At 31.9% G+C, this 25,829-nt stretch carries 29 protein-coding genes; 1 reads left to right on the top strand and 28 read right to left on the bottom strand.

The window, feature by feature from the left end; translation table 11 throughout:
- Position 1 precedes the first annotated feature (1 nt).
- From GFJ94_RS08280 to hemA, 4 genes are read right to left on the bottom strand one after another with little or no spacing between them, the layout of a single operon-like run.
- Complete coding sequence (locus GFJ94_RS08280; RefSeq protein WP_153201086.1) at positions 2-709, bottom strand: TrkA family potassium uptake protein; 708 nt, start codon at positions 707-709, stop codon at positions 2-4.
- A 10-nt stretch (positions 710-719) separates the two neighbouring features.
- The gene (locus GFJ94_RS08285; RefSeq protein WP_153201087.1) at positions 720-2,462 is read right to left on the bottom strand and encodes a TrkH family potassium uptake protein; all 1,743 of its coding nucleotides are present in this window, start codon (positions 2,460-2,462) and stop codon (positions 720-722) included.
- 12 nt (positions 2,463-2,474) lie between these two features.
- On the bottom strand, positions 2,475-3,395 hold the full coding sequence (gene hemC, locus GFJ94_RS08290; RefSeq protein WP_162523846.1) for a hydroxymethylbilane synthase: 921 nt from the start codon (positions 3,393-3,395) through the stop codon (positions 2,475-2,477).
- Positions 3,392-4,648 carry a glutamyl-tRNA reductase gene (hemA, locus tag GFJ94_RS08295; RefSeq protein WP_153201089.1) on the bottom strand — a complete coding sequence of 419 codons (1,257 nt, stop codon included), beginning with the start codon at positions 4,646-4,648 and terminating at the stop codon, positions 3,392-3,394. The genes hemC and hemA overlap by 4 nt, the downstream gene beginning before the upstream one ends.
- Before the next feature lie 230 nt (positions 4,649-4,878).
- Here hemA and GFJ94_RS08300 point away from each other — a divergent pair, with 230 nt between their 5' ends.
- On the top strand, positions 4,879-5,751 hold the full coding sequence (locus tag GFJ94_RS08300) for an AraC family transcriptional regulator (RefSeq protein ID WP_153201090.1): 873 nt from the start codon (positions 4,879-4,881) through the stop codon (positions 5,749-5,751).
- Positions 5,752-5,777: 26 nt separating this feature from the next.
- Here GFJ94_RS08300 and GFJ94_RS08305 read toward each other — a convergent pair whose 3' ends face one another.
- The 24 genes from GFJ94_RS08305 to atpB all read right to left on the bottom strand — a co-directional run bounded on the left by GFJ94_RS08305 (position 5,778) and on the right by atpB (position 25,820).
- Positions 5,778-6,572 (bottom strand): M48 family metallopeptidase, encoded by a 795-nt coding sequence (locus GFJ94_RS08305; RefSeq protein WP_153201091.1) that lies wholly within the window; start codon positions 6,570-6,572, stop codon positions 5,778-5,780.
- A complete protein-coding gene (locus tag GFJ94_RS08310; RefSeq protein ID WP_153201092.1) occupies positions 6,556-7,002 on the bottom strand; it encodes a DUF4870 domain-containing protein in 447 nt (148 codons plus the stop codon). The genes GFJ94_RS08305 and GFJ94_RS08310 overlap by 17 nt, the downstream gene beginning before the upstream one ends.
- A complete protein-coding gene (locus tag GFJ94_RS08315; RefSeq protein ID WP_153201093.1) occupies positions 6,999-7,412 on the bottom strand; it encodes a DUF2752 domain-containing protein in 414 nt (137 codons plus the stop codon). Before GFJ94_RS08315 ends, GFJ94_RS08310 begins: the two co-directional genes overlap by 4 nt.
- A 3-nt stretch (positions 7,413-7,415) precedes the next feature.
- The gene (locus tag GFJ94_RS08320; protein WP_153201094.1) at positions 7,416-7,757 is read right to left on the bottom strand and encodes a TM2 domain-containing protein; all 342 of its coding nucleotides are present in this window, start codon (positions 7,755-7,757) and stop codon (positions 7,416-7,418) included.
- 117 nt (positions 7,758-7,874) lie between these two features.
- Complete coding sequence (locus GFJ94_RS08325; protein WP_153201095.1) at positions 7,875-8,825, bottom strand: 2-hydroxyacid dehydrogenase; 951 nt, start codon at positions 8,823-8,825, stop codon at positions 7,875-7,877.
- A 72-nt stretch (positions 8,826-8,897) separates the two neighbouring features.
- Positions 8,898-10,133 carry a murein hydrolase activator EnvC gene (locus GFJ94_RS08330; protein ID WP_153201096.1) on the bottom strand — a complete coding sequence of 412 codons (1,236 nt, stop codon included), beginning with the start codon at positions 10,131-10,133 and terminating at the stop codon, positions 8,898-8,900.
- 46 nt (positions 10,134-10,179) lie between these two features.
- Complete coding sequence (locus tag GFJ94_RS08335) at positions 10,180-10,944, bottom strand: DUF4292 domain-containing protein (RefSeq protein ID WP_153201097.1); 765 nt, start codon at positions 10,942-10,944, stop codon at positions 10,180-10,182.
- Positions 10,945-12,309, bottom strand: a complete 1,365-nt coding sequence (locus GFJ94_RS08340) for a lipopolysaccharide assembly protein LapB (RefSeq protein ID WP_238989450.1) — start codon at positions 12,307-12,309, stop codon at positions 10,945-10,947.
- Positions 12,306-12,677 (bottom strand): hypothetical protein, encoded by a 372-nt coding sequence (locus GFJ94_RS08345; protein WP_153201098.1) that lies wholly within the window; start codon positions 12,675-12,677, stop codon positions 12,306-12,308. Before GFJ94_RS08345 ends, GFJ94_RS08340 begins: the two co-directional genes overlap by 4 nt.
- A 1-nt stretch (position 12,678) precedes the next feature.
- A complete protein-coding gene (locus GFJ94_RS08350; RefSeq protein ID WP_153201099.1) occupies positions 12,679-13,689 on the bottom strand; it encodes a sugar nucleotidyltransferase in 1,011 nt (336 codons plus the stop codon).
- 102 nt (positions 13,690-13,791) lie between these two features.
- Positions 13,792-14,154 carry a four helix bundle protein gene (locus tag GFJ94_RS08355; protein WP_153201100.1) on the bottom strand — a complete coding sequence of 121 codons (363 nt, stop codon included), beginning with the start codon at positions 14,152-14,154 and terminating at the stop codon, positions 13,792-13,794.
- 115 nt (positions 14,155-14,269) lie between these two features.
- Positions 14,270-14,716, bottom strand: coding sequence for a dUTP diphosphatase (dut, locus tag GFJ94_RS08360; RefSeq protein WP_370513827.1), 447 nt, complete (start codon positions 14,714-14,716; stop codon positions 14,270-14,272).
- A 66-nt stretch (positions 14,717-14,782) separates the two neighbouring features.
- Positions 14,783-16,240 carry a lipopolysaccharide biosynthesis protein gene (locus GFJ94_RS08365; protein ID WP_153201102.1) on the bottom strand — a complete coding sequence of 486 codons (1,458 nt, stop codon included), beginning with the start codon at positions 16,238-16,240 and terminating at the stop codon, positions 14,783-14,785.
- Between the two features lie 30 nt (positions 16,241-16,270).
- Entirely contained in the window at positions 16,271-16,723 is a 453-nt protein-coding gene (locus tag GFJ94_RS08370; RefSeq protein WP_153201103.1) for a hypothetical protein, read from the bottom strand.
- A 5-nt stretch (positions 16,724-16,728) separates the two neighbouring features.
- Positions 16,729-17,154 carry a GNAT family N-acetyltransferase gene (locus tag GFJ94_RS08375; protein WP_153201104.1) on the bottom strand — a complete coding sequence of 142 codons (426 nt, stop codon included), beginning with the start codon at positions 17,152-17,154 and terminating at the stop codon, positions 16,729-16,731.
- 1 nt (position 17,155) lies between these two features.
- A complete protein-coding gene (locus tag GFJ94_RS08380) occupies positions 17,156-19,498 on the bottom strand; it encodes a prolyl oligopeptidase family serine peptidase (RefSeq protein WP_153201105.1) in 2,343 nt (780 codons plus the stop codon).
- Between the two features lie 132 nt (positions 19,499-19,630).
- Entirely contained in the window at positions 19,631-20,170 is a 540-nt protein-coding gene (locus tag GFJ94_RS08385) for a hypothetical protein (RefSeq protein ID WP_153201106.1), read from the bottom strand.
- Between the two features lie 91 nt (positions 20,171-20,261).
- Entirely contained in the window at positions 20,262-21,119 is an 858-nt protein-coding gene (gene atpG, locus GFJ94_RS08390; protein ID WP_026725480.1) for an ATP synthase F1 subunit gamma, read from the bottom strand.
- 76 nt (positions 21,120-21,195) lie between these two features.
- Complete coding sequence (gene atpA, locus GFJ94_RS08395; protein WP_153201107.1) at positions 21,196-22,773, bottom strand: F0F1 ATP synthase subunit alpha; 1,578 nt, start codon at positions 22,771-22,773, stop codon at positions 21,196-21,198.
- A gap of 15 nt (positions 22,774-22,788) precedes the next feature.
- Positions 22,789-23,298 carry a hypothetical protein gene (locus GFJ94_RS08400; protein WP_153201108.1) on the bottom strand — a complete coding sequence of 170 codons (510 nt, stop codon included), beginning with the start codon at positions 23,296-23,298 and terminating at the stop codon, positions 22,789-22,791.
- Positions 23,299-23,314: 16 nt separating this feature from the next.
- The gene (gene atpH / locus GFJ94_RS08405; protein ID WP_153201109.1) at positions 23,315-23,848 is read right to left on the bottom strand and encodes an ATP synthase F1 subunit delta; all 534 of its coding nucleotides are present in this window, start codon (positions 23,846-23,848) and stop codon (positions 23,315-23,317) included.
- A 4-nt stretch (positions 23,849-23,852) separates the two neighbouring features.
- Complete coding sequence (locus GFJ94_RS08410; RefSeq protein WP_133608828.1) at positions 23,853-24,353, bottom strand: F0F1 ATP synthase subunit B; 501 nt, start codon at positions 24,351-24,353, stop codon at positions 23,853-23,855.
- Between the two features lie 89 nt (positions 24,354-24,442).
- A complete protein-coding gene (gene atpE / locus GFJ94_RS08415; RefSeq protein WP_057670617.1) occupies positions 24,443-24,640 on the bottom strand; it encodes an ATP synthase F0 subunit C in 198 nt (65 codons plus the stop codon).
- 37 nt (positions 24,641-24,677) lie between these two features.
- Positions 24,678-25,820 (bottom strand): F0F1 ATP synthase subunit A, encoded by a 1,143-nt coding sequence (atpB, locus tag GFJ94_RS08420; protein ID WP_153201110.1) that lies wholly within the window; start codon positions 25,818-25,820, stop codon positions 24,678-24,680.
- Positions 25,821-25,829 lie beyond the last annotated feature (9 nt).

The raw sequence follows: 25,829 nt of genomic DNA on the forward strand, positions 1-25,829 counted from the left end.
TTTAGCTTCTAATTTGGTGTTCTTCTTGTCCTAAACAATAGGTTTCAATATCCTTATTGTATCCATAAACCACTAAAATATCGTCTTCTTGAACAATAGTATCTGGCGCAGGACGACCAATAGATTCTTTTATAATTGATTTTTTGCCAATTAAATTACGTTTTTCTCTTTTACGAATGATTGTAATTAGTGTTAAATGATATTTATCGATTGAATCCAATTCACCTAAAGTTTTACCAAAAAATTCTGGTTTTGCTTTTACTTCAGAAATCGTAAAATTATCATCTAATTGATAGTTTTCTAACGTTGATTTGAAGTTGATTTGCTTAGTTAATCGGTCGGCCGATTCTTGCTCTGGGTGAATGATGCTGTAAATTCCCATTGCTTCTAAAACTGTGTCGTGAATAGGAGACAAAGCTCTACTGATGATTTTTACATCACTCAATTTTTTAATAATTGCTGTTGTAATGATGGCAGCACCTTCGTTTTCTCCAATGGCTACAACAACTTTATCAGCATCTTTCAGTGGTAATGCTTCGTAGGATAATTCGTTGGTTGAATCTAAAGCAACAGCATGAGAAATTTTATCTTTTACTAAATTTACTTTTTCGATGTTTTTATCTACACCAATTACCTCGTTTCCTGTTTCAGTTAAGCTGATGGCAAGCGACATTCCGAAGTTTCCTAAACCAAATACTATAATTTTCATTTTTGGTAGATTAGTTAATTAATATATTTTCTTTTGGATATTCGTAGAATTGATGATTCAATCTGCGTAATAATCCAACCATTAAGTTGAGCATTCCTATACGACCAATAAACATTACAGCAATGATTACATATTTACTTGGCTCTGATAAAGTTGGAGTAAAATTTAAACTTAATCCAACTGTACTATAGGCAGAAAAACATTCAAAAGCAACGGTCAATAGTGGTGTTCCTTTTGGTTCAAAAATTAGTAAGGCAACAATTGAAATTCCAATAGTTATTAATGAAATGCACAAAATAGCAAATGCACGAGATGTTGATTCTGCTGAGATTCTTCTTCCAAATAATTGTATTCGACTTTTTCCACTTGCTACTGCAAAAATATTTAAAGTGGCTAATGCAAATGTACTCGTTTTGATACCGCCGGCAGTCGATGCTGGAGAACCACCAATCCACATTAAAAAGATGATAAACAATAATGAAGGAACATTCATTTGTGTAAAATCTACAGCATTAAATCCTGCAGTTCTTGGTGTAACTGAGTTAAAGGCTGCTGCAGTAATTTTTCCGAAAGTTGTTGAATGCTCTAATAATGTATTATTGTATTCTGAGATAAATAAGAAAATAAAGCCTCCAATTAATAATACTAAAGTAGTGTAAATTACGAATTGTGTATTTAAGGTGATAATGCGAACTTTTTTATGGATTATAGTTTTATCAAAAAGTTCCACAACATGAGTTTTGATTTTCTGATAAAAGTTAAATACTATATTGTGTCCTAATCCACCTAAAATAATCAGTGTTATTAAAATCCATTGTAAATAGTAATCAAAACGAATTCCTTCATCATATAAACCAGCAGATAAAATAGAAAACCCAGCATTACAAAATGCAGAAATTGAGTGGAATATTGAAAAGAAAAATTTATTATCAATGGCATTATTGTCAATAACAGACGAATAAATAAAAAGCGCACCAATTAGTTCAACACCAATTGTAAACATTACAACATTTAAAGCGGCTCTAAAAACATCTCTCAAACCATCTTGCGCAATAAAGTCTTTTGTGTTTAATCCTTCTTTAAATGAAGAACTTCCTCTAAAAAAGAAAGCAAAGAACGACGTAAAAGTTAAAATTCCAATTCCTCCCAATTGAATTAAAACTAAGATAATCGATTGCCCAACAGTTGTAAAAGCAGAAGAAGTATCTACCACCGTTAACCCTGTAACACAAACTGCACTTGTGGCTGTAAACAGTGCGTTTGTAAATGTTATACCGTTTGTAGTTGCACTTGGAAGCATTAATAAAAAGCCTCCCATTAAAGCTAAAATCATAAAACTTCCAACAAAAACAATTGCCGGATTGAAATAGATATCATAAATATGACGCACCAAAACTAAAAGCCTAAGTAAGAAATAAAATATGAGTCCGCCCTCTAAAACAGGTTTTACTTTTTGAAGAATATAATCCGAAGAAAAATCCGAGTTTAAAATGGAAATGATTCCACAAAAAATCAAAATTCCGGTTAGCAAAATTATATTTGCTAATGCTACTTTTTTATTGCTTTTGTATTTGTAGGTAAAAAACTTAAACGAATTAAAAGCTAATAATCCAATAGAAAGAAATATTAAACCTACAACATGTGGCGAATTATAGTTTTCTTCGAAATCATATCCAAAGTCGAAAACTATAAAAAGCAGTACGATGATATCAAAAAAGCGATATAAATAATTGAGTAACGATTCTTTCTCCATTTTGGAATAAAATTACTTTTTTAAATCACGACGAATGCTTTCCATTAAAGCACTTCCGCCGTTGTTTAAAATTTCTTCGGCACAATTTTTTCCGAAGTTTTTATAAGAATCAAAAGTACAACTTTTTTTGATTGTGTGTTTTTCTTTTCCATCTAAAGAAAACAAAACGCCTTCAAAATCAATTTTATCTGAAGAAAATGTTGCCAAAGCTCCTATTGGAGCTGTACAACCGCCTTCTAGTGTTTTTAAGAATTCGCGTTCAATGTACGTGCAAATCTCGGTTTCAGAGTGATTTAATTTCGACAATGCTTCTCTACAAAAATCATCATTTTCCATTGCTACCACAACCATTGCGCCTTGTGCCGGTGCCGGAACCATCCAATCTAAATTGATATAATTTTCTGGTTTTAAGTTGATGCGTTCTAATCCTGCAGCTGCAAAAACAGCTCCGCTCCAATCGCTATCATGAAGTTTTTGCATGCGAGTATTTACATTTCCACGTAAATCAACCACATTGTGATTTGGATATTTATTCAACCATTGCGCTTGTCTGCGTAAGCTTCCGGTAGCAATGGTTCCGTTTGAATTTAAAAAATCTAAATTGCCTTTATGAACTAAAATATCTAATGTGTTAGCGCGTTCTAAAACTGCTGCTTGCACAATTCCGATAGGTAAAGCGGTTGGCACATCTTTCATAGAATGCACAGCAATATCCACCTGACCGTTTAACATGGCAATATCTAACGTTTTGGTAAAAATTCCAGTGATTCCTAATTCGTAAAGTGGTTTATCAAGAATAATGTCTCCTTGCGATTTAACAGCTGTAATTTCAGTTTGATAACCTAAATCGTTTAGTTTTTTTTGAACGGTGTGTGCTTGCCAAAGGGCTAATTCGCTATCACGAGTTCCAATTCTTATAATTTTGCTCATTATTTTACAGCCGTTTCAATTTGAAAAATTTTTTCAATCCATTCAATGCTTTCGTCAACCATAGTTTCATCATCTTTTAAATGATTGGCAAAATGATTGGTGATTTTTTGAATGATTCTAGCCGTAATTAATTCTGCTTGTTCTTCGTCAAAATTAGCTAGTTTTTTGCGTTGAAAGTTTAATTCTCCTTCTTTAATTGTATTCAGTTTTGCTTTTAGAGCATGAATGGTAGGGGCGAATTTACGTTGTTTGGTCCAAGCCATAAATTCGTCTTTAATTTCGTCAATAATAGCTTCAGCTGCTGGGATGTGTTTTTTTCTGTTTTCTAAAGTTTCATCTGTAATTTGCGAAAGTTCATCCATGTGAACTAAAGTAACACCTTTAATATCTTTTACATTTTCGTTCACGTTTTTCGGAATCGATAAGTCTAAAATTAATAAAGGTTTTTTCAGATTTAAAATAGCTTTATCAACTGTAGGATTTTGAGCACCAGTTGCCACAACTACCACATCTGCTTTTTGAAGTTCTAACTGCAAATCAGCATAATCTTTCACAATAACATCTAGTTTTCTAGCTAATTTTTCAGCTTTTTCTTTAGTTCTGTTTATCAATGTGATTTGCTCGTGTTTCGTATGTTTTACTAAGTTTTCGCAAGTATTTCTCCCTATTTTTCCTGTTCCAAAAAGTAAAATATTCTTAGAAGCAATATCTTCTATATTTTTAAAAATGTATTGTACCGATGCAAAAGATACTGATGTAGCGCCTGATGAAATTTCAGTTTCGTTTTTAATTTTTTTACTTGCTTGAATAACTGCATTCACCAATCTTTCTAAAAAAGCATTTGCCAATTCAAGTTCTTTACTTTTTACGAATGCATTTTTTAATTGACTGATAATTTCAAAGTCGCCTAAAATTTGACTATCTAAACCTGTTCCAACACGAAACATATGTGAAATAGCTTCACTATTTTTGTATACAAAAGCTACTTTTTGAAAATCTTCAACTGTTCCCTGGCTGTTTTCGCATAGTAATTTGATTAATTGAAAAGGGTGTTGAGCAAAACCATAAATTTCAGTACGATTGCAAGTAGAAGTTACAATTAGGTTGTCAATACCTTCTGCTTTGGCTTGAAGTAATAAGCGGGTTTTAGCCTGTTCGTCCAAGCTAAATTTGCCTCTCATTTCAGCATCGGCTTTCTTGTAACTTAAGCCTATGGCGTAGAAAGTTGGATGCTTTGCGAATGTATTGTTTTCCATAATATGTACTCTTTCCTAAAAGTTTAACAAAAATATATTTTACCTTTTTATAAAAACAACGCTCAAAGGACTTTTTGTGTCGCTTAAAGATATTTTAAGCTAATATTATCTTTTTACTATTATTTCTACTAAATTTGTAATGTATTCAAGGCCTAACAATTACTTTATGTAGAATAATTCTAAATAATATTTTGTTAGTTGATTAAATGTATATACGAAAAAATATCGCTATGGGTTCTTTAGAAGAAATAAAAATTGAAAACGAATTCATTTTATTGCGTTTTCAAAACGATAGTAACGAAACAATTAAAATTGAACGACCTGTAAGCCAAGGACTTATACAGTTTCATTTTGGAATTAAAGGAAAAGGGAAATTTATTTTTAATCAGGGAAATTATGCTTTAGATTTAAAAGAAGAAAAGTCTCTTTTGTTTTACAATCCGCAAAAAGAATTACCTATTCATTTAGAATTAGCACCAAATACATGGGTGATTTCTATTATTGTTTCTATCAAAAAGTTTCATGGATTATTTTCTTCAGAAGCAGAAAACATTCCTTTTTTAAGTGATGAAAACAAAGACAAGAAATATTATAAAGAGAATGACATTAGTCCTTCGATGTCGATTGTATTGAGTCAAATTTTTCATTATAATTTAAATTCTTTTATCAAGAACTTGTACTATAAAGGAAAAGGATATGAGTTGTTGAGTTTGTATTTTAACCGTTCAGAAGATCCAAATGCAGAACAGTGTCCGTTTTTAATTGATGAAGAAAACGTTTTAAAAATAAGAAAGGCAAAAGATATTATTTTGAATAATATGGCAGAACCACCTGGGCTTCAAGAATTAGCAGACCAAGTTGGATTAAATCTAAAGAAGCTTAAAATGGGTTTCAAGCAAATTTATGGAGATACCGTTTACGGATTTCTATTCGATTACAAAATGGATTATGCTCGTCAATTATTAGATAGCGGTTCGTATAATGTAAATGAAGTAGGTTTAAAAATTGGATACAGTACGGGTAGTCATTTTATAGCTGCTTTCAAGAAAAAATTTGGAACAACACCAAAAAAATATTTGATGTCTATTAATTCTAATCTTTAAAATTAAAGATAAAAGTAAAGGCTAACTTAATTGTTAGCCTTTACTTTTTGTTGAAAATCTTCCCAAGCTTCTTTTGTTAAAATAGGTTTCGATTCTATCTTTTTACCTTTTAAATAATTCAAAATGGTTTTGGCTCTCGCTTCTGATTCGGGATGAGTGGAAACCCAATAGGTGTATTTGTGTAGTTCATTATCAACTGATAATTCGTAAAGAAAATCAGCAAATGGTCTTGGGTCAATATTCGCGTTAAGCAAATATTTCACACTTTGCATGTCGGCTTCGGTTTCTAAACTTCTGTCGTAAGCTGATGATGAAAGTGTTTTTAAAATCTCACTTAAAACTGCACCATTTGAACCCGTTGTAATCGATAATAAAACGGAAAGACCAATTTCTTTAGACAACTTTTTCATCACGTGATTGCCTTCAATATGAGCAATTTCGTGACCTAAAACACCTAGTAACGCTTGTTCGTTTTTACAAGCTTTAATCAAACCCGTGTAAACCACCAAATGATTATCGGGCATTGCAAAAGCGTTTACTTCATCTTTATCAATGATATGAACCTTTAAACTGTCTCTTTCGATACCGTTTTCTTTGCAAATGGGTAATAACAAGGAATCCAAAGTATTCACAATCGAATCGTCAAAAATGATGGTTTCGGTGTCTTCTATTTCGTCCCAAATAATATCACCAATTGTCTTTTCAGTTCCTGTTTTGGCTTCTTTTACTTTAAAATGTTTCACAAAATCAATTTGCGATAACAACATCCAAACACCAAAAAATAGTGCTACGATAACTAATCCTTTACTTAATACCTTCATTTGTTTTGCAAATTAAATTAGTAACATCTCCAAAAAAGAAGAATTCAGTGTGTTGTCCTTTTCTTACTTTAGTCGCGATAATTAAGGTAGAGAAAAACTCAATTAAGTTAAAAACCACTAACGTAATAATGTAAGCAAAGTAATAATTGGTTGCTTCTCCATCTTGAAAAAGAATAGACATAGTCCACCAAAAACCAGCACTATTAAAGAAAAACAAACCCAATTGAGAAACCAAAGCTTGGGTACAATGCCATTTTACAAACGCTGTACTTTTTCGGTTTCCTAAATAAAAGAAAATACTTGCCATTAAATTTAAAATAGGCAATGGTAAACCTCCAATTACGGCTACTAAGGACATCAAATAGCTATTCGACGCACGTTCTAGTTCCGATTCGTGAGGTTGATAATTAAATTTTGCTGTTGTAATCATAGATTTTTTTTAATGTTCCAAATCCAATTGGCTATTACCAGAACGATAAGTACAATTGCGACTTTTCGTTTTCTGAGCATAGTTTCAATTTTTAAATAAGCGATGTAAAACGTTTCCTTTTTTTGAATCAAATCATAGCTAATCCAAATGGGAGCTATAACCATAATTAATCCAACAAGTATACCAAAAGGATTGATTAAAATTGCTGAAAGAAAATTTCCGTGTGAAAGTTGCATTACAGAACGTGTGGTTCCGCATGAAGGACAAGGAACAGTGGTTACTTTTTTGAACAAGCAAACGGTAAATTCTTGACTTTGAATTTCGTGTTCGTGTTGCAACGAAAAAAGCAACCAACTATACCCTACAAAACAAGCAAATAAAAGAAATAAATAAAGCTTGTTTTTATTCATTTTTTAGAACGAAAAAGTTCTGTTGAATAATTCCATGTTTTTCTCTTTGGTAGCACCTTGAATTAAAAACCAATCCACGATAGCCCAAACTCCTAAACCACCACAAGTAAGTAGTTTTCCAACTCCCATTCCTGTATCACCAATATAGAAACGGTCAATACCATAAGCTCCAGCAAAAATTGAAATTAATAAAGAAGTTGTCGGATCTTTAAATTGAAGTGTTTGTACCATTGGCCATTTATCATCCTCCATTTGTAATAATCGTTCTCTGATTGCATTTAATTGATGACCTTCGAAAAATTTCGCGTTCGTCATCATGAACATGTCTACTTTTTGTGATTCCATTGTAAAATTGTTTGTATTAGTTGTCTCCTACTCATAAGGCTTTTCGGATGCGCCATAAAATGCTAATATAAAAATATTTTCTGTATTAGTCGACAACCTAACAAATTGTTACAAACATTATTGATAAATCTTACAAATTTTATCTACAATGGTTTGCGCCAATTTTTGATGACTTTCAAAGGTCCAACCTGCGATATGTGGAGTTAATAGTACATTTTCAGCAGTTAAAAGATATTCGAATGCGGCTGGCTTTTCTCCTTCAAACAAAGTTTCAAAAGATAGTTTTTCGTATTCTAAAACATCTAAACCAGCACCTAAAATTTTGCCAGATTTCAATCCTTCAACCAAATCAGTGGTTACAACTGAATTTCCTCTTGCCGTATTAATCAACCAAAATGGCTTTTTGAATTGATTAATGAAATCCGAATTGATCATTTTATCGGTTTCAGGTGTCCAAGGTGTGTGTAAGCTTAATACATCTGCTTTTTCTTGAAGTTCGGATAAGGCAACTTGAGTCGCATTGGCATCACCTAAATTAGGTAAAATATCGTGACATAAAACGGTTACATCAAATCCGCGAAGTTTTTTAGCGAATGATTTTCCCATGTTTCCATAACCAATAATTCCAATGGTTTTGCCTTCTAACTCATGTCCGCGATTGGCTTCACGCTTCCATTGACCTGATTTAACTTCGTTATTGGCTTTGTTTAGATTATTAAAAAGCGACAATAACATTCCAATAGCGTGTTCGCCAACAGCATTTGCATTTCCTTCTGGAGCAGCGATTAAATGAATTCCTTTCGCTGTAGCGTAATCACAATCGATACTTTCTAAACCAGCACCAACACGAGCAATGAATTGCAAATTTGTAGCTTTATCTAAAAACGTTTTATCAATTTTGAAACGACTTCTGATGACAATTCCGTGGTAATTTTCAATTTTAGCTTCCACTTCTTGTTTGGACGAAGTAAAATCGGCTTCGTTATGAAAACCCGCTTGTTGCAATTGTTCCCAAAGTAACGGATGGTTGCTATCGATGTGAAGTATTTTGATGTTGGCTACATTCATAATTATCTATTGAAATATAAAAGTACTAAATTGATTCAAAAAAAATGAGGCCATTTCGACCTCATTCTTATTTTATAAGTTTAACCAAGATTCTGGATTTAGTGTTGTTGTATTTTGTAATACTAAAAACTTAATTACCGCACTTCCAGAAGAATCGGTGTGAATTTTTCCAATATTTTGTTTGATTGTTACCTTTTGTCCTTTGCTCACACTAACAGAAGATAAATTCAAATAAACAGTAATAAAATCTCCGTGCTGAATATAAACTGCTTTGTTGTTTGCCGAAATTACCTGAACTTGCAACACTTTGCCACCAAAAACAGCTCTTGCCGAAGCACCTGGTTTTGTTGAAATTTCAACACCACTGTTATGTATAGTTAAATTCTTATGAACAGGATGCGGTTGATCGCCATGTTTTAATGAAATATAACCATCAACTACTGGCCAAGGTAATTTACCTTTATTGGCTTTAAAATTATCTGAAACTACTTTACCTTCTGCAGATAACACAAATTTTGAAGTAGCTGCAGTTCCTGTTTTTGGTGCAGCTTTTCCTGTTTTAGCGGCATTTTTTTTGTTTGCTGCTGCTATTTCGTCGGCAATTATTTTTTTGATTTTTTTATCAATGTCTTTTGCCTCTTTTTGCTTTTTATCAATTTCTGCAGAGTATTTTTTCTTGTCTTTTTGAATAATTTTAGCTAAACGTTCTTGTTCTTTTTTTTCTTGTTCTAATTCTTGTTTTTCTTTTTCGGTTTGTTCAAGAACAATTTCTTTTTCTTTTTTACTTTCTGTTAAACGTTTTTCAGCTTCAACTAATTTTTTTTGTTTTTCTTTTATTTCTTCACCTTGCATTTTTCTAAAACCTGCATATTGCTTCATGTATTGAATACGTTTATAGGCTTGTAGAAAATTTTCGGAAGACAAAACAAACATAATTCTGCTTTGCTCGTTTCTACTTTTGTATGATTTTACAATCATTTTTTTATAATCTTCACGCAAAACTTTTAACTCTCTATTTAGTTTATTCATTTCGAGTTGCGTTAAATAGATATCATCGGTTAAAATACGAGTTTGTTTTGCTGTTGTATTAATTAGGTTTTGTCTTAAACTAATTAAACCATTTTGTTGTGTAATTTGCTTTAAAACCGATTTTTCTTTCTTTTTTTCAGATTCTAATCTCGATTTGTTTTCAGAAATTTCTTTCAGGATTTGTGCTTTACGTGCTTCTAATTTTTGCTGTTCGGAAGGTTGTGCAAAACATAGGCTTGTAACGAAAAAGAAAAATAGGATTTTAATGATTTGGTTCATGCAATAAGGATTTTTACAAAGGTAGTTTTTTTACTTAAATAAAAAATTAATTGATTTCTATAGCAGTGTAACCACTAGGCACTGAATAAGGATAACTCAAATTTTCATTAAATGTTGTATTCTTATATTCTATATCTATTGCTATTTTGTCTTTCTGTATCGCTTTAATATTGATTTCATTCGGTAAAAACATTCCTTTTTCTTCCTTGAACGAAGGATAACGAATTTCTAAATTTCGGTTTTTACTAGCTTGACTAATAACTTCTTTTTTTAATAGATAATTAGCTCCTTCAAAATAAAACTCTTTTGAAAGATCAGAATATGTTGGTAAAGCTAATTTAAACATCTTATCAACAACTTCAGAAATATATTGTTGTTTAGTTAAATCGTCTAACGCTTTTCCAAGAAATAAATTCTGTACTTTATTGAAATCTAAATCGGTTCCTAGCCAATTACTCAACATGCTGAAATCACCTTCAAAATAGGTGTTGTTTATCTTTTCGTAATAGCTGACTTTTGTTGGAGTAATCATCGCTTTTGCCATTGGAATTCCAAAAAACTTAATATTTATCCAGATGATTTCGTCTTTTTTTATACGAATATCGGCATTCATCGAATGCGATTGTTTGTAATCTTCATATTTAGCGTTTGCTCTGATATTTAGCGTAGTAAAATCGTGCTCGTTTTTATAATGACCTTTGATTACTTTTGAAACTTCGGTGTTTTCATTTGCAGCAGTTGTTGCAACAGCTTGTTTTGATTTACATCCGATTAAAAAAACGACTAAAAAAGCTGATAATATTGACTTCATTTATTTTTGTAATTGCTTTAATTTGTTAGTATACACTTGTTTTTTTGCAATATCATTCAAATTTTCACAACTGATAATTAATTGTTTGTAAAAATTAGCATTGAAACGATTGTTATAAATTCCAGATTCTGATGCATTAAACTCAACTACAAAATCCAAGCCGTTTTCTAAAATGGTTTTTGCTTTCTTATATTCTTTAAGTTGATTGTATCCTAAACCAGCATAAAAATAAAACCCAACTTGTGTTGGAAATGACTCCAAATAATCTTCCGCTTTTATAGTTACCAATTGAAAATCTTGCTTTTGAATTAACACTTCCAAATACAGTTCCATCGCTTCAACATCATCCGAATTCTTTTTGATTCCTTTCTCGAAATAATATACTGTTTTTTCTAAATCGTTCTTTTTCCAGAAAAATTTGGCCACTTCTTTGGCTACATTGATCTCTTTGTCATCGTTAAAATACGGAATGGCTTTGTCAATATCTTTCAAATAGGTTGGATTTTTAACAGCAAAAATCAAAAACTCATTAAAAACACGATGTTTGATTTTTAAATCCATTCGATTATTATCCAAAACTTTAAACATTGATTTGGAAGCATTTTCGCCATCGTTATTATTCAAATGAAACTTCACCAAACTGACATGAGCCCAATCAGAATTTGGGATTTCTTTTTCTAATTGTTTTGCCACTTCAAAAGCTTTGTCTTCTTGATTGAAACTCGAGTATAAAACAATCAAATCGATGTAATTCTGTTCGTCTTTTGGATTCTTTTTAATTGCTTCTTCTAATTGTTCTTTTTGTGGTTTTGTATAGGCATTTGATTCTTGTAGCTTGAGTTTATAAAATTCCATTGTGCTCGATAACTTAGACTTAGCTTCCATATTCTTCAGTAATTCGAAAGCTTTACCGTGTTGATTAGTATTCATGTATAACGAAACCAAATCTTCTTTCATGTTTTCATCAAACTCTATCAATTTTTCCACAATTGGAATCGATTTTTGATAATCTCTGGTTTGGTAATACACGTCATAAAGTCCATTCCAATACCAACGTTGTTTGTTGTCTAACTCGACTGCTTTTTTGAAAGCATTTTCCGCATCAACATAATTTTTTAGGCTCAAATAATTTTTACCCAATTCATATTGAAATGCTGCATTTTTTGGTTCTTTTTCAATGCATTTTTGAATTGCCACAATAGCTTTGTCATAATTTTCGATGCCACGTTGTTTCACGGCTTCGTAAAAATTATTTTCTAATTGGTCGTCCACCAAAGCAATCGCATCGGGATTTTCTTGTGCCAAAAGTAAATTTGGAAAACAAAGTAATATTATTAAAACACTAAATAAAATTATTTTTTTCATCTTTTCTTCCAAATTTCAAATGTTTTGTTCTCTGTACAAGTTGCCGATTGTATTACATTTTCAAAATTAAAACCTTCATATTTTGATATAATATCATATACTTCATCCCACCCTTTTGAACCTTGTGGAATTGAACATTCTTTTTCTTTCCCAATTAATAACAACCAAACATCTGGCAAAAAAGGACCTTCATCAGTATTAACAATTTTTATCTCTTCAATTTCATTCCAATTAATCTCTTCTAAATGTCTTTTAGGATGGTTAACTTTTATTGAAAAAGCATTAATTTCAACTTCATAGTAGTCTTCAATTTGTTTCTTAGAAGCCTCCTTTTTAGTATTGCCCAAAAAAAAGTCAAAAAATCCCATTTTATTCTAAAACGGAATAATCTCCGATACTAATACTTGTAAAATTGCCATCAAAACTCGCGTGATTTCCTATCATTGCGTTGTCTAATTTGGCATTTTTTATGTTCGAATGCGTTTGCACCAAACTATTTTTTATGGTAGAATTAATCACGTGACAACCTTTTCCTAATGAAACATTTGGTCCAACGGTTGCGTTTATTAAATACACATCTTCACCAATATAACATGGTGGAATAATGGTTGAATTTTCTAACTTCACATCAGCAGCAACTAAATTTTCACCATCATTATGTAAAAAACCTAACATTCTTGTATTGGTTTCAACGGTAACGTCTTTGTTTCCGCAATCCATCCATTCATCTACTTTTCCTGGTACAAATTTCATACCTTTTGCCATCATTTGTTTGATACCATCATTAATTTGGTATTCGCCACCATGAATAATGTTGTTATCTAATACCGATTGCAATTCGTTTTTCAACACGGCAACATCTTTGAAATAGTAAATTCCAATAACCGCTAAATCTGATACGAATTCTTTTGGTTTTTCTACCAATTCGATAATTTCGCCATTATCATTTAAGTTCACCACACCAAAAGCTTCTGGTTGATCCACTTGTTTTACCCAAATTACGCTATCCGCAGTAGTGTCCAAATCAAAATCGGCACGAATTAATGTATCTGCATAAGCAATAACTGCTGGACCAGATAAAGAATCCTTAGCACACATAATCGCGTGACCTGTTCCTAAAGCTTCGTTTTGATAATAAATGGTTCCTTTTGCACCTAATTTTTGAGCAATAGCAATTAAATCTTCTTCTACTTTTTTACCAAAACTTTCATGAATAATAAACGCAACTTCGTCAATTTTCTGATTTAAAACGCCAGCAATATCTTCCACTAATCTGTGAACGATTGGTTTCCCAGCTACTGGAATTAATGGTTTTGGTATGGTTAAGGTATGTGGGCGAAGGCGTGAACCACGACCAGCCATTGGTACGATTATTTTCATATAGAATATGTTTTAAACTTCAAAATTCATTGTTCAACATTGAATATTCAACATTTTTAACAACGAACATTCAACTTGGAATTTTGAATGTTGATTTATTATTTACTTATTTTTATTTCTTGATGTTTCAATACTTTTTACAAAAATTGATATTAATTCATCGCTTTCTTTAATTGCTGTATTTATTTCAATCTCTTGTCCTAAATATAATTTTGCTCTAAAAATAATCTTTAAATTAGAATGTGTTTCTCTGAGTTCTTTCAAAACAACAGACATTTTGTGAATAAAATCATTTCTTGATTCAGCACTTTGTGCTTCACTATAATTCAAAGATGGTGCAGTGCCTGATCTAACAATTTGTCCCGACAAATGATTGCCTGCTTTTGTTGTTTTAACGTTGTCAGCAATGTTAATTATTTGTACTGCAAAATCAATTAGTCTTTCGTGTAAATCAATTTTTTTCATGGCTTATATAATTATTTATGTTACTGTTTACTATTTCAAAATTCGTTGTTCAACATTGAATATTCAACATTTTTAACAACGAACATTCAACTTGGAATTTTGAATGTTGAAGGCTTTACTTCACCCCAGTACTTCCAAAACCACCTTCACCTCTTGAAGTTTCTGACAATTCTGATACTTCAAGCCATTCTGCGCGTTCGTGTTTGGCGATGATTAATTGAGCAATACGTTCTCCGTTTTCGATTACGAAATCTTCATTGGATAAATTTACTAAAATCACGCCGATTTCTCCACGGTAATCCGCATCTACCGTTCCTGGCGAGTTTAACACTGTGATTCCTTTTTTAGCTGCTAAACCACTTCTTGGACGTACTTGCGCTTCGTAACCGATGGGCAATTCAATGAAAAGTCCGGTTTTTACGATGGTTCTTTCTAGTGATTTTAAAGTGATGGGTTCTGAGATATTCGCACGTAAATCCATTCCTGCTGAAGCGAAAGTTTCGTAGTTAGGTAACTCGAGATTTGATTTATTGATGATTTTGATTTGCATTTTTAATTTAATTTTTCTTTTTGGAACACAGATTTTAGAAATTGGAGAAATCCATACTAAATCTATAATTCAAAGTTATTATTTTCTTCTGATAATCGTTAAAATAGTTTCTTTTTCGTTTCGGTATACAAAGTAAGCAAAAAACAAGATAGATGCAATTCCGAAGACGTAAGTTTCACGTAAAATGGGCACATAAAATGAAATTCCGGAAAGCACTACTGCTAATCCCAAATAAGTAAAAATCGATTTCTTATCGTATGGAATTGGATATTTTTTTTGTCCCATGTAGTACGAAATGAACATCATGGTTCCGTAAGCAAAAATGGTCGCAATTGCAGAACCCATATAACTATATTTAGGAATTAAAAGCAAGTTTAAAACTAAAGTTACTATTGCTCCAACAATAGAAATATAAGCGCCAATTCGAGTTTTGTCGATTAGTTTGTACCAAACGGATAAATTGGTATAAATCCCTAAAAAGAAATTCGCCAAAACAATTAATGGCACAATATTCATTGCCGACCAATAACTTTGGTTATTCACTAAAATTAATTTTAAAATATCGGCAAAAACAATAACGCCTAAGCAAATAAACGAACCAAAAATGACAAAATATTTGGTAATCGTAGCGTAAGTCTGAGGTGCATTTTCATTTTTTGCATGACTAAAGAAAAAGGGTTCAATTCCTAAAGTGTATGCCGTTCGAAACAATACCATAAACATTCCGATTTTATAACACGCAGAATAGGCTCCGATATCTGCCAAGTCTATATTCATCCAACCTAATAAAATTTTGTCGAAATGTTCGTTGATGGCAAAGGCAATTCCTGCTACTAAAATAGGTAAACCATATTGCATCATTTTCTTCCACAAATCAGCATCAAATTGCCATTTGATTTTGAAATAATCGGGCAAAACAAGAAGAAGTGTAAACAAGCTTGCTATTAAATTTGAAACAAAAATATAACCGATTTGAAAGTCTTCATGATAGATAGTCTGAATAAACACATTATCAGTATTTGTTGCCCAATTGGGTAAAAATGCCAAGAAAAAAATGTTTAGTGATAAATTAATTATAACATTTGAAATTTTTATTACAGCATATTTTATTGGTCGTCCTTCGGCTCTAATTTTAGAAAAAGGAATAATCGCTAAAGCATCTAAAGCTAAAATCCAAATCGTAAAAACTACATATTCAACATTGATTTTTGACCAAAGGGCTAAATCTTTTCGGAATAAAAGAAATAATATCAAGAAACCAATTGTAGAACAAAAAAGTGAAATGGTTGAAGTTGAAATTACCTTTCTTTTATCATCTTCCTTACTATAAAAACGGAAAAAAGCAGTTTCCATTCCATAAGATAAGACCACATTAAAAAAAACCATAAATGAAAAAATTATAGAAACTTTTCCATATTCATTAGTTGGCATATGATCTGTATACAATCTTACTAAGAGAAAACTTAGCATTCTTGGCAATACAGTAGCTATACCATAAATTAGGGTTTGTTTAAAAAGACTTTTACCTGAACTCAAACTATTCGTTTTTTAGAATAACAAATGTAATTAATTCTTTGGTTTTGCCGAAGGATAAAGCAACATTGGTTTTTCTTTAACTTCTTTAATAGTTTGACGGATTTCTTTTCCGTTTTTTAAGAAAATTAAAATGGCTTCGTTTTCTGCTAAGGTTAAAGCGTTTTTTGGGCTGGTGTAAATTTGGGAATCGTCACCATCAAATTTTTGTTGATTGCCTTCCGTTTTTATTCTTGCGATGAAATGGAAATTATCTTGCTTTTCAAAAGGCACTTCGTAACCTCTAAAAATTACTTTTTTTAGCTCAATTTCTTTGCTTAATTCTGTTTTTAAATCTACATAAAAGTTGATACCGCTTCCACCACCACGAACACCCGCAACCCAACTTTCATAAGATGCTGAAAGATTTTCTACTGCAATACTTCTTTCTTGACAAGCACAGTTATAAAAAATAAAACTAATTGCTATAATGATTATTTTATTCATGTTTTCTATTTTAAATATTTTACAAAATGAAACCCTTTGGGCACAAAACCATGATTCATGTAGAATTTTTGGGCTCCAAAGTTGGTCGTATAAGCATCTAACGCCATCATATTACAATCTTCATCGATGCCTTTTTGATTGAGATATTCGGTCATGATACTGCCAATTCCTTTGGAACGAAAATCTTCATGCACGACTACATTATCTAATTCTAGATATTTACCACACCATAGTTTAGTTCCTATCCAAAACCCTGCCAAACCCATGGTAATTCCGTTTTCCACTACAATTAATTGTTTGTAATTATGCGGAATCATTTTGTCTAACAAATCGCCATAAATTTCAAGCGTGTAATCGGGATATAGTTGTTGAATGATGGATAATTGCTCCAACATTTCGGCTTTAGTTCCTAATTCAATTAACTGTGGCATTTTATTTTTGTAATAGATTTTCGTTGAATAAGTCTAAAATTCTTCGGTATTCGTCTACCCAAGAATACGTTCTTTTAAATCCGTGGGCTTCCACTGGAAATACGGCTAAATCCCAGTCTTTTTTACCTAATTCGATAAATCGTTGTGTTAATCTAACAATGTCTTGAAATTGTACGTTATCGTCGACCATTCCGTGTAACATTAACAATTTGTCTTGTAAATTATTCGCGAAATAAATCGGAGAACTTTTCTTATATGCTTCAGGATCGGTTTCTGGGAAATTCAAAATGTTTGAGGTGTAACCGTGATTATAATGCGCCCAATCGGTTACTGAACGTAACGCGGCTCCTGCTTGGAATTCACCTGGTTCTGTTAGCAATGCCATTAACGTAATAAATCCGCCATAAGAACCGCCGTAAATTCCCACTCGGTTAGGGTCAATTCCTGCTTTTTCTACTAAATATTTCTTTCCATCTAATTGATCGGATAAATCTTTTCCACCCATGTGACGGTAAATTCCCGTTCTGAAATCGCGACCGTAACCATCACTGGCTCTGTAATCGATATCTAAAACCGTGTAACCTAAATCGGTAAGCAAATTGTGAAACATGAATTCTCTATGATACGTGCTCCAATAATTATGAGCATTTTGCAAATATCCCGCGCCGTGTACAAAAATTACTGCGGCTTTGTTTTTGTTTTCTACTTTTGGTTGATACAAACGTGCGTAAACATTGGTTCCGTCTTCTGCTTTGAAGGTGATAACTTCTGGAGTTTTCCAGTTGTATTTTTTGAATTCTGGAGTAGTAGAAAACGTAATTTGTTTCAAATCTGCATTCGGTTTATTAGCTCCCACATACAATTCCCAAGGTTTGTTTTTATACGAATAGCGCACCAAAAGTGTTTGTTCGTCAGGAGATAATTCTACTTCGTAATTGCCATCATTGGTTAAAATACCGGTCATTTTTTTAGAAGCGATGTCCAATTTATAAAAACTTCTGTTGCCTGGATGTGTTGTCGTAGTTGTGATGTAAAACGATTTAGCGTCATTGGATAATTGAACATTTCGAACTTCCCAATTGCCTTTTGTTAGCGCATCTTTTTTCTTGGTTTTCAAATTATATGTGTACAAATGCGAAAAACCAGTTGCTTCCGATTGAAAATAAATGGTTGAATTATCAATAAAACCTAAAGTTCCGCTACTGAAACTATAACCCGGAATTCCAGGTCCACCAATCCAAGCTTCGTCGTGTTGATGATCTAACTCGGTGATTTTTCCTGAAACTAAATCCAATTGTACAATCCAACGGTGTTTGTTGTCTTGACTTCTGATTTCTAAAACGGCATTTTTTTCGTCTTTGCTATACACTGGACTTTGCATAACTACTGGAATATCATATTCCGAATCGCCTTTTAAATTTTCATATTCTTGATAATATTTTGGCGCTTCATTGATTCCGGTTAAATTGGAAAACGAAACGTAATACGTAGTATCTTTATCTACATTGAAAATTCCGAATTTGTGTTTACTGAAATTATCAACCGATACTTTTGCTCGTGCTTTTTCTTGACGCGTAAATCCATCATCCGTAATAAAATGTTCAACATTTGTTGATGGCTGATTTGGATAGTCTGAAATTCTAAAGGTTACAAATTTTCCGTCAGGCGATGCTTTTACTTGCCCTAACGATGATTTATCATAGAAAATTTCTTTTGGAAACTTCTCTTTTTTGGATTTGGATTGCGCTTCATACCAATCATCTGCTTTTGCTTCATCGCGCACAAATTGAAATAATTCTTTTTGTTGGTTTTTCAAAAACGAATCTTCTTCTTTTGACGATTTACTTTCTTTTCCTGTTCTAAAATTTGTTAATTGAACAATCGAAAAATCTTTGGTATTGAATTGATATACATTGCGATTTTGCTGAAAAAAGATAATATTAGGATCACTACTTCTTTGAATAGAAGCAATTCGGTCTGCTAATTGAATGACTTTTTTAGTCTTTTTAGTGGATTTGGTATACGCATACAAAACACCTTGATTGGTATAATACACAACATCATAATCTTTCTGTGTTGCCATAAAATCCAAATCGTAAATAGGATTTGAAGTTGTTAATTTTTGAGGTGATTTACTTGATTTGTTCCAAAAATAGGTACTGTTATCAATTTCATTATTCGGATTCCAATCAAATAAAACGGTTTGCTCATCGATAGACCAACGGTGATTATCAGGTTGGTGCCCGATAAATTCATTTCCTTTCATGATATCTTCTAAACGAAGATTTTGAGCATTACCAAAAAAGGTGAAAAGTAGTAAGAAGAAACAGCAATATTTTTTCATTGGGTAAAGTTTGTTATATGACAAATATACCAATAAAAGTAAATGAGGGAAAAAAGGTTTTGTTAAATGAATTATTGCGTGAAAATGACTTTTTGTTTTGCGAACGGAATGCAATTCCGCGCTATCTGGATTTTATATTAAATTCAGCTTTATTGTGATTATTAAAATTAAAAAGCATAACAGAAACAAAAAACTTAACGCAAGAAACAGGAACTCTTTTTGATTTACACTTTCTCTTATTAATATTCTTCTTTGCAATTCATTTTTATTAGTATGCAATATTTTTTTTATCCATAAATTCGTGAATTCTAATTCTAAAAGATTAGAATTTTTAATTTCTAATATATATTTTCCGCTTTTCTTTGATTTGAAACTGTAATAATCAAAACCTTTTAATCCATCATAAAAAAATTGATATTTTAAGTAACTCTTTTTTAATTGTACTATTTCATTAGAAGATTTTTCATGAAGTATAAATATAGCACCAGAATCACTTTTGTAATAACCCTCAAAAATTGAAATGAAATACTTTTGATTTTCACACAAATGCAATTCAATTAAATTATCTTGAAAATTATCAAAATACACTTTTTTTATTTTCAAAATTTTAAAAATGAAAATCAAGAAAATAACTATTAAAGACAAGATTAATATTATTACTAAAAATTTCACAAACTATTTATTTTAAACAAAATGATTCTTACAAATATAAAACAAAAAAGTCCCGAAAAAATCGGGACATTTTATAATATCTAAATTAAAATTAGTTATTCAAAGCTTCTGCTCCTCCAACGATCTCTAAGATTTCGTTTGTAATAGCTGCTTGACGCGCTTTGTTGTATGTTAATTTTAATTGGTCTCTTAATTCTGTAGCGTTATCGGTTGCTTTATGCATTGCTGTCATACGAGCTCCGTGTTCTGCTGCAAATGAATCTCTAATTGATTTGTATAATTGTGTTTTTAATGATTTTGGAATCAAAGTCAACACAATTTCTTCTTTAGAAGGTTCAAAAATATAATCAGAAGCTACTACTTCACCACCAACAATTGGAGCTAAAGGTAAAAACTGTTGTGTTCTTACAATTTGAGTTGCAGCATTTTTAAATTCATTATAAACGATTTCGATTTTATCGTAATCACCTTTCACAAATTTATCCATTAATTGTTGTGCAATATCAGAAGCATTTTCGAAAGTTAATTTGTCAAAAATAACATTGTTAACTTCGATTACGTTGTTTGTTTTACGCAAAACGTCGTTTCCTTTTTTACCAATAGCAAAAATATCTACTTGTTTTCCTGCATACGTATCAGCAACTGCTTTTGCTTGTTTAATTACATTGGTATTAAACGCACCACACAAACCTCTGTTTGAAGTAATTGCAACGATAAGTACTTTATTTACTTCTCTTTGAGCTGTAAAAGCACCACCAACTTCTCCTTCAAGAGTTGCACTTAAGTTTTGTAATAGCTCAGTAAGTTTTTCTGCATACGGACGCATAGCTGTAATAGCATCTTGCGCTTTTTTTAATTTTGCAGCAGAAACCATTTTCATCGCCGATGTAATTTGCATCGTAGATGAAACAGAAGTAATCCTATTACGTATTTCCTTTAAGTTTGCCATTTTGTTAATTTGTCAATGTGCCAATTTATCAATGTGTCAATTAATTGTCTAATTGACACATTGTCTAATTGACTAATTAATTATATTTTGCTGAAATTTCTTTCGCTACTTTTTCTAAAACGTCAGTGATAGCGTCATCAAACTTACCTGCTTTAAGTGCGTCTAATGTATCTCTGTGTTTAGCGTTTAAGTATTCTAAGAAATCTTTCTCAAATTCTTTTACTTTTACAACTGGTACATTTCTTAACAAGTTTTTAGAACCAGCATAAATGATAGCCACCTGATCTTCTACTGTAAAAGGAGAGTTTAAACCTTGTTTTAAGATTTCAACGTTTCTTTTTCCTTTTTCAATAACGTTTAAAGTTACAGCATCTAAGTCAGAACCAAATTTCGCGAAAGCTTCTAATTCACGAAATTGTGCTTGGTCTAATTTTAAAGTACCTGATACTTTTTTCATTGATTTAATCTGTGCATTACCTCCAACACGAGATACAGAAATACCTACGTTAATTGCAGGACGAACTCCAGAGTTGAATAAATCACCATCTAAGAAAATCTGTCCGTCTGTAATCGAAATTACGTTAGTTGGGATATATGCAGAAACGTCACCTGCTTGAGTTTCGATAATTGGTAACGCTGTTAACGAACCACCACCTTTAACGATTCCTTTGATAGAATCTGGTAAGTCATTCATGTTTCTAGCGATTTCGTCGTTGTTAATTACTTTACAAGCTCTTTCTAATAAACGAGAGTGTAAGTAGAAAACGTCTCCAGGGTAAGCCTCACGTCCTGGTGGTCTTCTTAATAATAAAGACACCTCACGATACGCTACAGCTTGTTTAGATAAATCATCATAAACAATTAAAGCTGGACGACCAGAATCTCTAAAATATTCACCAATTGCAGCACCTGCCATAGGAGCATATACTTGCATTGGAGCTGGATCAGAAGCGTTTGCAGCAACAATAACTGTATAAGCCATTGCACCTTTTTCTTCTAACATTTTTGCGATTCCTGCTACAGTTGAAGCTTTTTGTCCAATTGCAACATATATACAGAATACAGGTTTTCCTGCATCGTAAAATTCTTTTTGATTTAAGATGGTATCAATACAAACTGTTGATTTACCAGTTTGACGGTCACCAATAACCAACTCACGTTGACCTCTACCCACTGGAATCATCGCATCAACTGCTTTTACTCCTGTTTGTAATGGTTCAGTTACTGGTTGACGGAAGATAACTCCAGGAGCTTTTCTTTCTAATGGCATTTCGTATAACTCACCACCGATTGGACCTTTACCATCAATTGGGTTACCTAAAGTATCTACAACACGACCTACCATTTGTTCTCCTACTTTAAGAGAAGCAATACGTTGTGTTCTTTTTACTGTAGAACCTTCTTTGATTCCTGTAGATGGTCCTAAAAGTACCACCCCAACATTGTCTTCTTCTAAGTTCAATACGATAGCTTCTAATCCGTTTTCGAATTGTACTAACTCTCCGTATTGAGCGTTTGATAATCCGTAAACACGAGCGATACCGTCTCCAACTTGAAGTACTGTTCCAACTTCTTCTAACGATGCACCAGATTCAAAACCTGATAATTGTTGTTTTAATATTGCTGAAATTTCAGCAGGTTTAATTTCCGCCATAACTATGTGTGATTATTATCCTCCTATATTAATATTAACGCCAGATTTTCTTGGCTCTTGATTATTATTGATAATAATGGTTTGACCATTATTTGATTTATTTAATCTATTAGAAAATTCAGTTCCATACTTTTCTACAAGTAAATTAACCTTCTCTTCATTTAAAGTCTGATCTTCATTAATCACTTTCGATTTATAAAGTAACTCAACAATTGATTTAGAAGATTTTTTTAATTCGATTTTTTTGTTCAAACCTAAAAAAGAAACTTCCCAATAAACTAAATCTCCATCGGGGTTAGATGGTATTCTGGCTTCCGCTCCAGAAACGCGAATGATTTTAATAAAAATAATTTCATCCCCGTTTGTAGTATTTACAAGCGAACAGAAAGAATCAAATCCACCACAACCATCATACTTTAACCATACATTGCCATCAACTAATACCTCATGATTCTTAAATTTGAATTTTTGAGAATAGCCTATAATTGAGAATGTTAGCATTAAAAATAATAAAACTTTTTTCATTTATAATAAAGTATTACTAATTACTAAACTCTCTTTTTAAATTTTGCAGTCTGCTTGACACAGATGCATTGTATTGTTTGTCGCCCATTCTTAAAATAAATCCACCAATGATAGCTGGATCTACAATATTTTGAATGGTAATATTTTTATTTGAAAACGATGCAATTTTTGCCAATACTTTAGCTTCTAACTCAGGCGTAATTGGGAAAGCGGTAGTTACCTTTGCAATCTCAATTCCGTTAAGTTCATCGTATAAAGCATTGAACTGTAAAGCAACATCATTTAATAATTCAAATCTTTTGTTTACTAAAAGCAATTGAAATAATCCTTTTGTCTCTTTTTGAGCAGAAGCAAAAATTTCGTTTAAAGAAGAAAATTTAATTTCACCTTTAACAATTGGACTTTGCAAGAAATCTTTTAATTCAGCGCTATCTTTAATTGCGTTAACAATTGAAGTCATATCTGAATTTACAGCTTGTGTGCTGTTGTTCACTTGGGCAATGTCCAAAATGGCTTTAGCGTATCGAATTGCTGCTCTAGTTCCTGCCATGATATTAGTTTAATTTAGCGTCACCTAACATTTTCTCAACCAATTTAGTTTGAGCTTCTTTGTTAGATAATTCTCCTTTTAATAATGTCTCAGCAATTTCTAATGACAAAGAAGAAACTTGATTTTTCAATTCTGCCATAGCTGCATTTTTCTCACTTTCGATTGTTGCTTTCGCAGATTCAATCATTGCTGCTCCTTGAACTTGAGCTTCAGATTTAGCATCAGCAATCATTTTTTCTTTGATTTCTCTTGCTTCTTTAATCATCAAGTCTCTTTCAGCTCTTGCTTCAGCTAATAATTTTTCATTATCAGACTTCAAGTTCTGCATGTCTTTCTTAGCGTTTTCAGCAGCTAATAAAGCGTTAGAAATTCCTTCCTCACGAGCTACAATTGAATTCATGATAGGTTTCCATGCAAATTTGACCATTAATACAATTAATATTAATAAGATAATAGCTTGCCAGAAAAATAGTCCGAATGAAAAATCGTTAATTAATTTCTCCATGTTTTGAAAAATATATGTTTAAATAGTACTTTCTTTTTAAAAGCAGTACCTGTAACCAACCGTTACAGATACTGTTTTTTCTTTCTTTATTATTTTCCTAAGATTAAAGCAGCGAATGCTAAACCTTCTAATAAAGCAGCGATAATAATCATCGCTGTTTGAATTTTACCTGCAGCTTCTGGCTGACGTGCGATAGCGTCCATTGCAGAACCACCGATTTTTCCTAAACCTAAACCAGCTCCAATTACTACTAGACCTGCTCCGATTAAATTAAGAGTTCCCTCCATGATAAATTAATTTATTAAATTAAACAATACTCAAATTTTAATGATGATCATCATGATGATGATCTTGAACTGCCATACCAATAAATAATGACGACAACATTGTAAAGATAAAAGCTTGTAGGAATGCTACTAAAACTTCGATAATTGAAATAAACAATGTTAATCCTAATGATATAGGTAAGTCAGCTGCTAAATTTTTTCCAACAAAGATCATTGCAATTAAACTCATGATTACAACGTGACCCGCTGTAATGTTTGCGAACAAACGAATTAATAATGCGAATGGTTTTGTTAATGTTCCTAAAATTTCAATTGGCATTAAGATAATCTTCATTGGAACCGGAACACCTGGCATCCAAAAAATGTGCATCCAATAATCTTTATTAGCACTAAATTGTGTGATAAAGTATGTAAATAAAGCCAAACAAATAGTTACTGCAATATTACCTGTAACGTTGATTCCTAGTGGAGTCATCCCAAGTAAGTTTAATAACCAAATTAAGAAAAACACAGTTAATAAATAACCCATGAATTTTCTATATTTTTTCTCTCCAATATTTGGAATAGCAATTTCGTCTCTGATGAATAAGATAAGCGGCTCTAACACTCTACCAAATCCAGTTGGAATTGGTCCTTTTTTATATGATTTAGCTAAACCAATAAACATGAACAACAATAAAGCAGAAGTAAACAACATTGAAAACACGTTTTTCGTAATTGAAAAATCTAATGGTTTTGCATTTGTTGGATGATGGTGCTCGTCGTAGTTAATAGTTCCAGCAGCATCGGTTTTATAAATTTTTCCGTGGTATAATTTGTAGAAATTTCCATCAACTTCAGCTACAGTTTCTCCGTGGTGAAATTTAGAAGATGAAAATACTTTTAAACCATTATCAATTAAAATAACTGGTAATGAAAATCCATAATGTTTACCTTCTTTTTCATCTGAGAAAAAAGTAAAATCGTGAGAATCTTGTAAGTGATGTTGAATGTAAGCATCTACTTTAGCTTTCTTGTCCTGAGGTTCAGCAGTTTCTCCGTGACTAGCATCAGCAGCAACATGAACTTCATGCGCTTCTTTTTTAACTGAATCATTAGAAACATTAGCAAAACTAAATAAAGGCAATATCGCGATTGCGATTGCTGCTATTACATGAAGTGGTTTTCTTGAAATCACCATATTGATTAT

The sequence above is a fragment of the Flavobacterium sp. LMO8 genome (genome assembly GCF_009495755.1).
Taxonomy (GTDB): domain Bacteria; phylum Bacteroidota; class Bacteroidia; order Flavobacteriales; family Flavobacteriaceae; genus Flavobacterium.

Bases quoted from the DNA above. Each gene is read 5' to 3' on its own strand.
- GFJ94_RS08355 (WP_153201100.1), bottom strand. From the start codon at position 14,154: ATGAAAAAAATTGATTTACACGAAAGACTAATTGATTTTGCAGTACAA.
- GFJ94_RS08330 (WP_153201096.1), bottom strand. From the start codon at position 10,133: ATGAACCAAATCATTAAAATCCTATTTTTCTTTTTCGTTACAAGCCTA.
- GFJ94_RS08375 (WP_153201104.1), bottom strand. From the start codon at position 17,154: ATGCCACAGTTAATTGAATTAGGAACTAAAGCCGAAATGTTGGAGCAA.
- atpE (WP_057670617.1), bottom strand. From the start codon at position 24,640: ATGGAGGGAACTCTTAATTTAATCGGAGCAGGTCTAGTAGTAATTGGA.
- GFJ94_RS08310 (WP_153201092.1), bottom strand. From the start codon at position 7,002: ATGATTACAACAGCAAAATTTAATTATCAACCTCACGAATCGGAACTA.
- GFJ94_RS08280 (WP_153201086.1), bottom strand. From the start codon at position 709: ATGAAAATTATAGTATTTGGTTTAGGAAACTTCGGAATGTCGCTTGCC.
- atpH (WP_153201109.1), bottom strand. From the start codon at position 23,848: ATGGCAGGAACTAGAGCAGCAATTCGATACGCTAAAGCCATTTTGGAC.
- GFJ94_RS08325 (WP_153201095.1), bottom strand. From the start codon at position 8,825: ATGAATGTAGCCAACATCAAAATACTTCACATCGATAGCAACCATCCG.
- GFJ94_RS08315 (WP_153201093.1), bottom strand. From the start codon at position 7,412: ATGAATAAAAACAAGCTTTATTTATTTCTTTTATTTGCTTGTTTTGTA.
- GFJ94_RS08400 (WP_153201108.1), bottom strand. From the start codon at position 23,298: ATGAAAAAAGTTTTATTATTTTTAATGCTAACATTCTCAATTATAGGC.
- GFJ94_RS08350 (WP_153201099.1), bottom strand. From the start codon at position 13,689: ATGAAAATAATCGTACCAATGGCTGGTCGTGGTTCACGCCTTCGCCCA.
- hemA (WP_153201089.1), bottom strand. From the start codon at position 4,648: ATGGAAAACAATACATTCGCAAAGCATCCAACTTTCTACGCCATAGGC.
- GFJ94_RS08300 (WP_153201090.1), top strand. From the start codon at position 4,879: ATGGGTTCTTTAGAAGAAATAAAAATTGAAAACGAATTCATTTTATTG.
- GFJ94_RS08320 (WP_153201094.1), bottom strand. From the start codon at position 7,757: ATGGAATCACAAAAAGTAGACATGTTCATGATGACGAACGCGAAATTT.
- atpG (WP_026725480.1), bottom strand. From the start codon at position 21,119: ATGGCAAACTTAAAGGAAATACGTAATAGGATTACTTCTGTTTCATCT.
- GFJ94_RS08340 (WP_238989450.1), bottom strand. From the start codon at position 12,309: ATGAAAAAAATAATTTTATTTAGTGTTTTAATAATATTACTTTGTTTT.
- GFJ94_RS08335 (WP_153201097.1), bottom strand. From the start codon at position 10,944: ATGAAGTCAATATTATCAGCTTTTTTAGTCGTTTTTTTAATCGGATGT.
- GFJ94_RS08345 (WP_153201098.1), bottom strand. From the start codon at position 12,677: ATGGGATTTTTTGACTTTTTTTTGGGCAATACTAAAAAGGAGGCTTCT.
- GFJ94_RS08410 (WP_133608828.1), bottom strand. From the start codon at position 24,353: ATGGAGAAATTAATTAACGATTTTTCATTCGGACTATTTTTCTGGCAA.
- atpA (WP_153201107.1), bottom strand. From the start codon at position 22,773: ATGGCGGAAATTAAACCTGCTGAAATTTCAGCAATATTAAAACAACAA.
- GFJ94_RS08380 (WP_153201105.1), bottom strand. From the start codon at position 19,498: ATGAAAAAATATTGCTGTTTCTTCTTACTACTTTTCACCTTTTTTGGT.
- atpB (WP_153201110.1), bottom strand. From the start codon at position 25,820: ATGGTGATTTCAAGAAAACCACTTCATGTAATAGCAGCAATCGCAATC.
- GFJ94_RS08285 (WP_153201087.1), bottom strand. From the start codon at position 2,462: ATGGAGAAAGAATCGTTACTCAATTATTTATATCGCTTTTTTGATATC.
- GFJ94_RS08305 (WP_153201091.1), bottom strand. From the start codon at position 6,572: ATGAAGGTATTAAGTAAAGGATTAGTTATCGTAGCACTATTTTTTGGT.
- GFJ94_RS08370 (WP_153201103.1), bottom strand. From the start codon at position 16,723: ATGAATAAAATAATCATTATAGCAATTAGTTTTATTTTTTATAACTGT.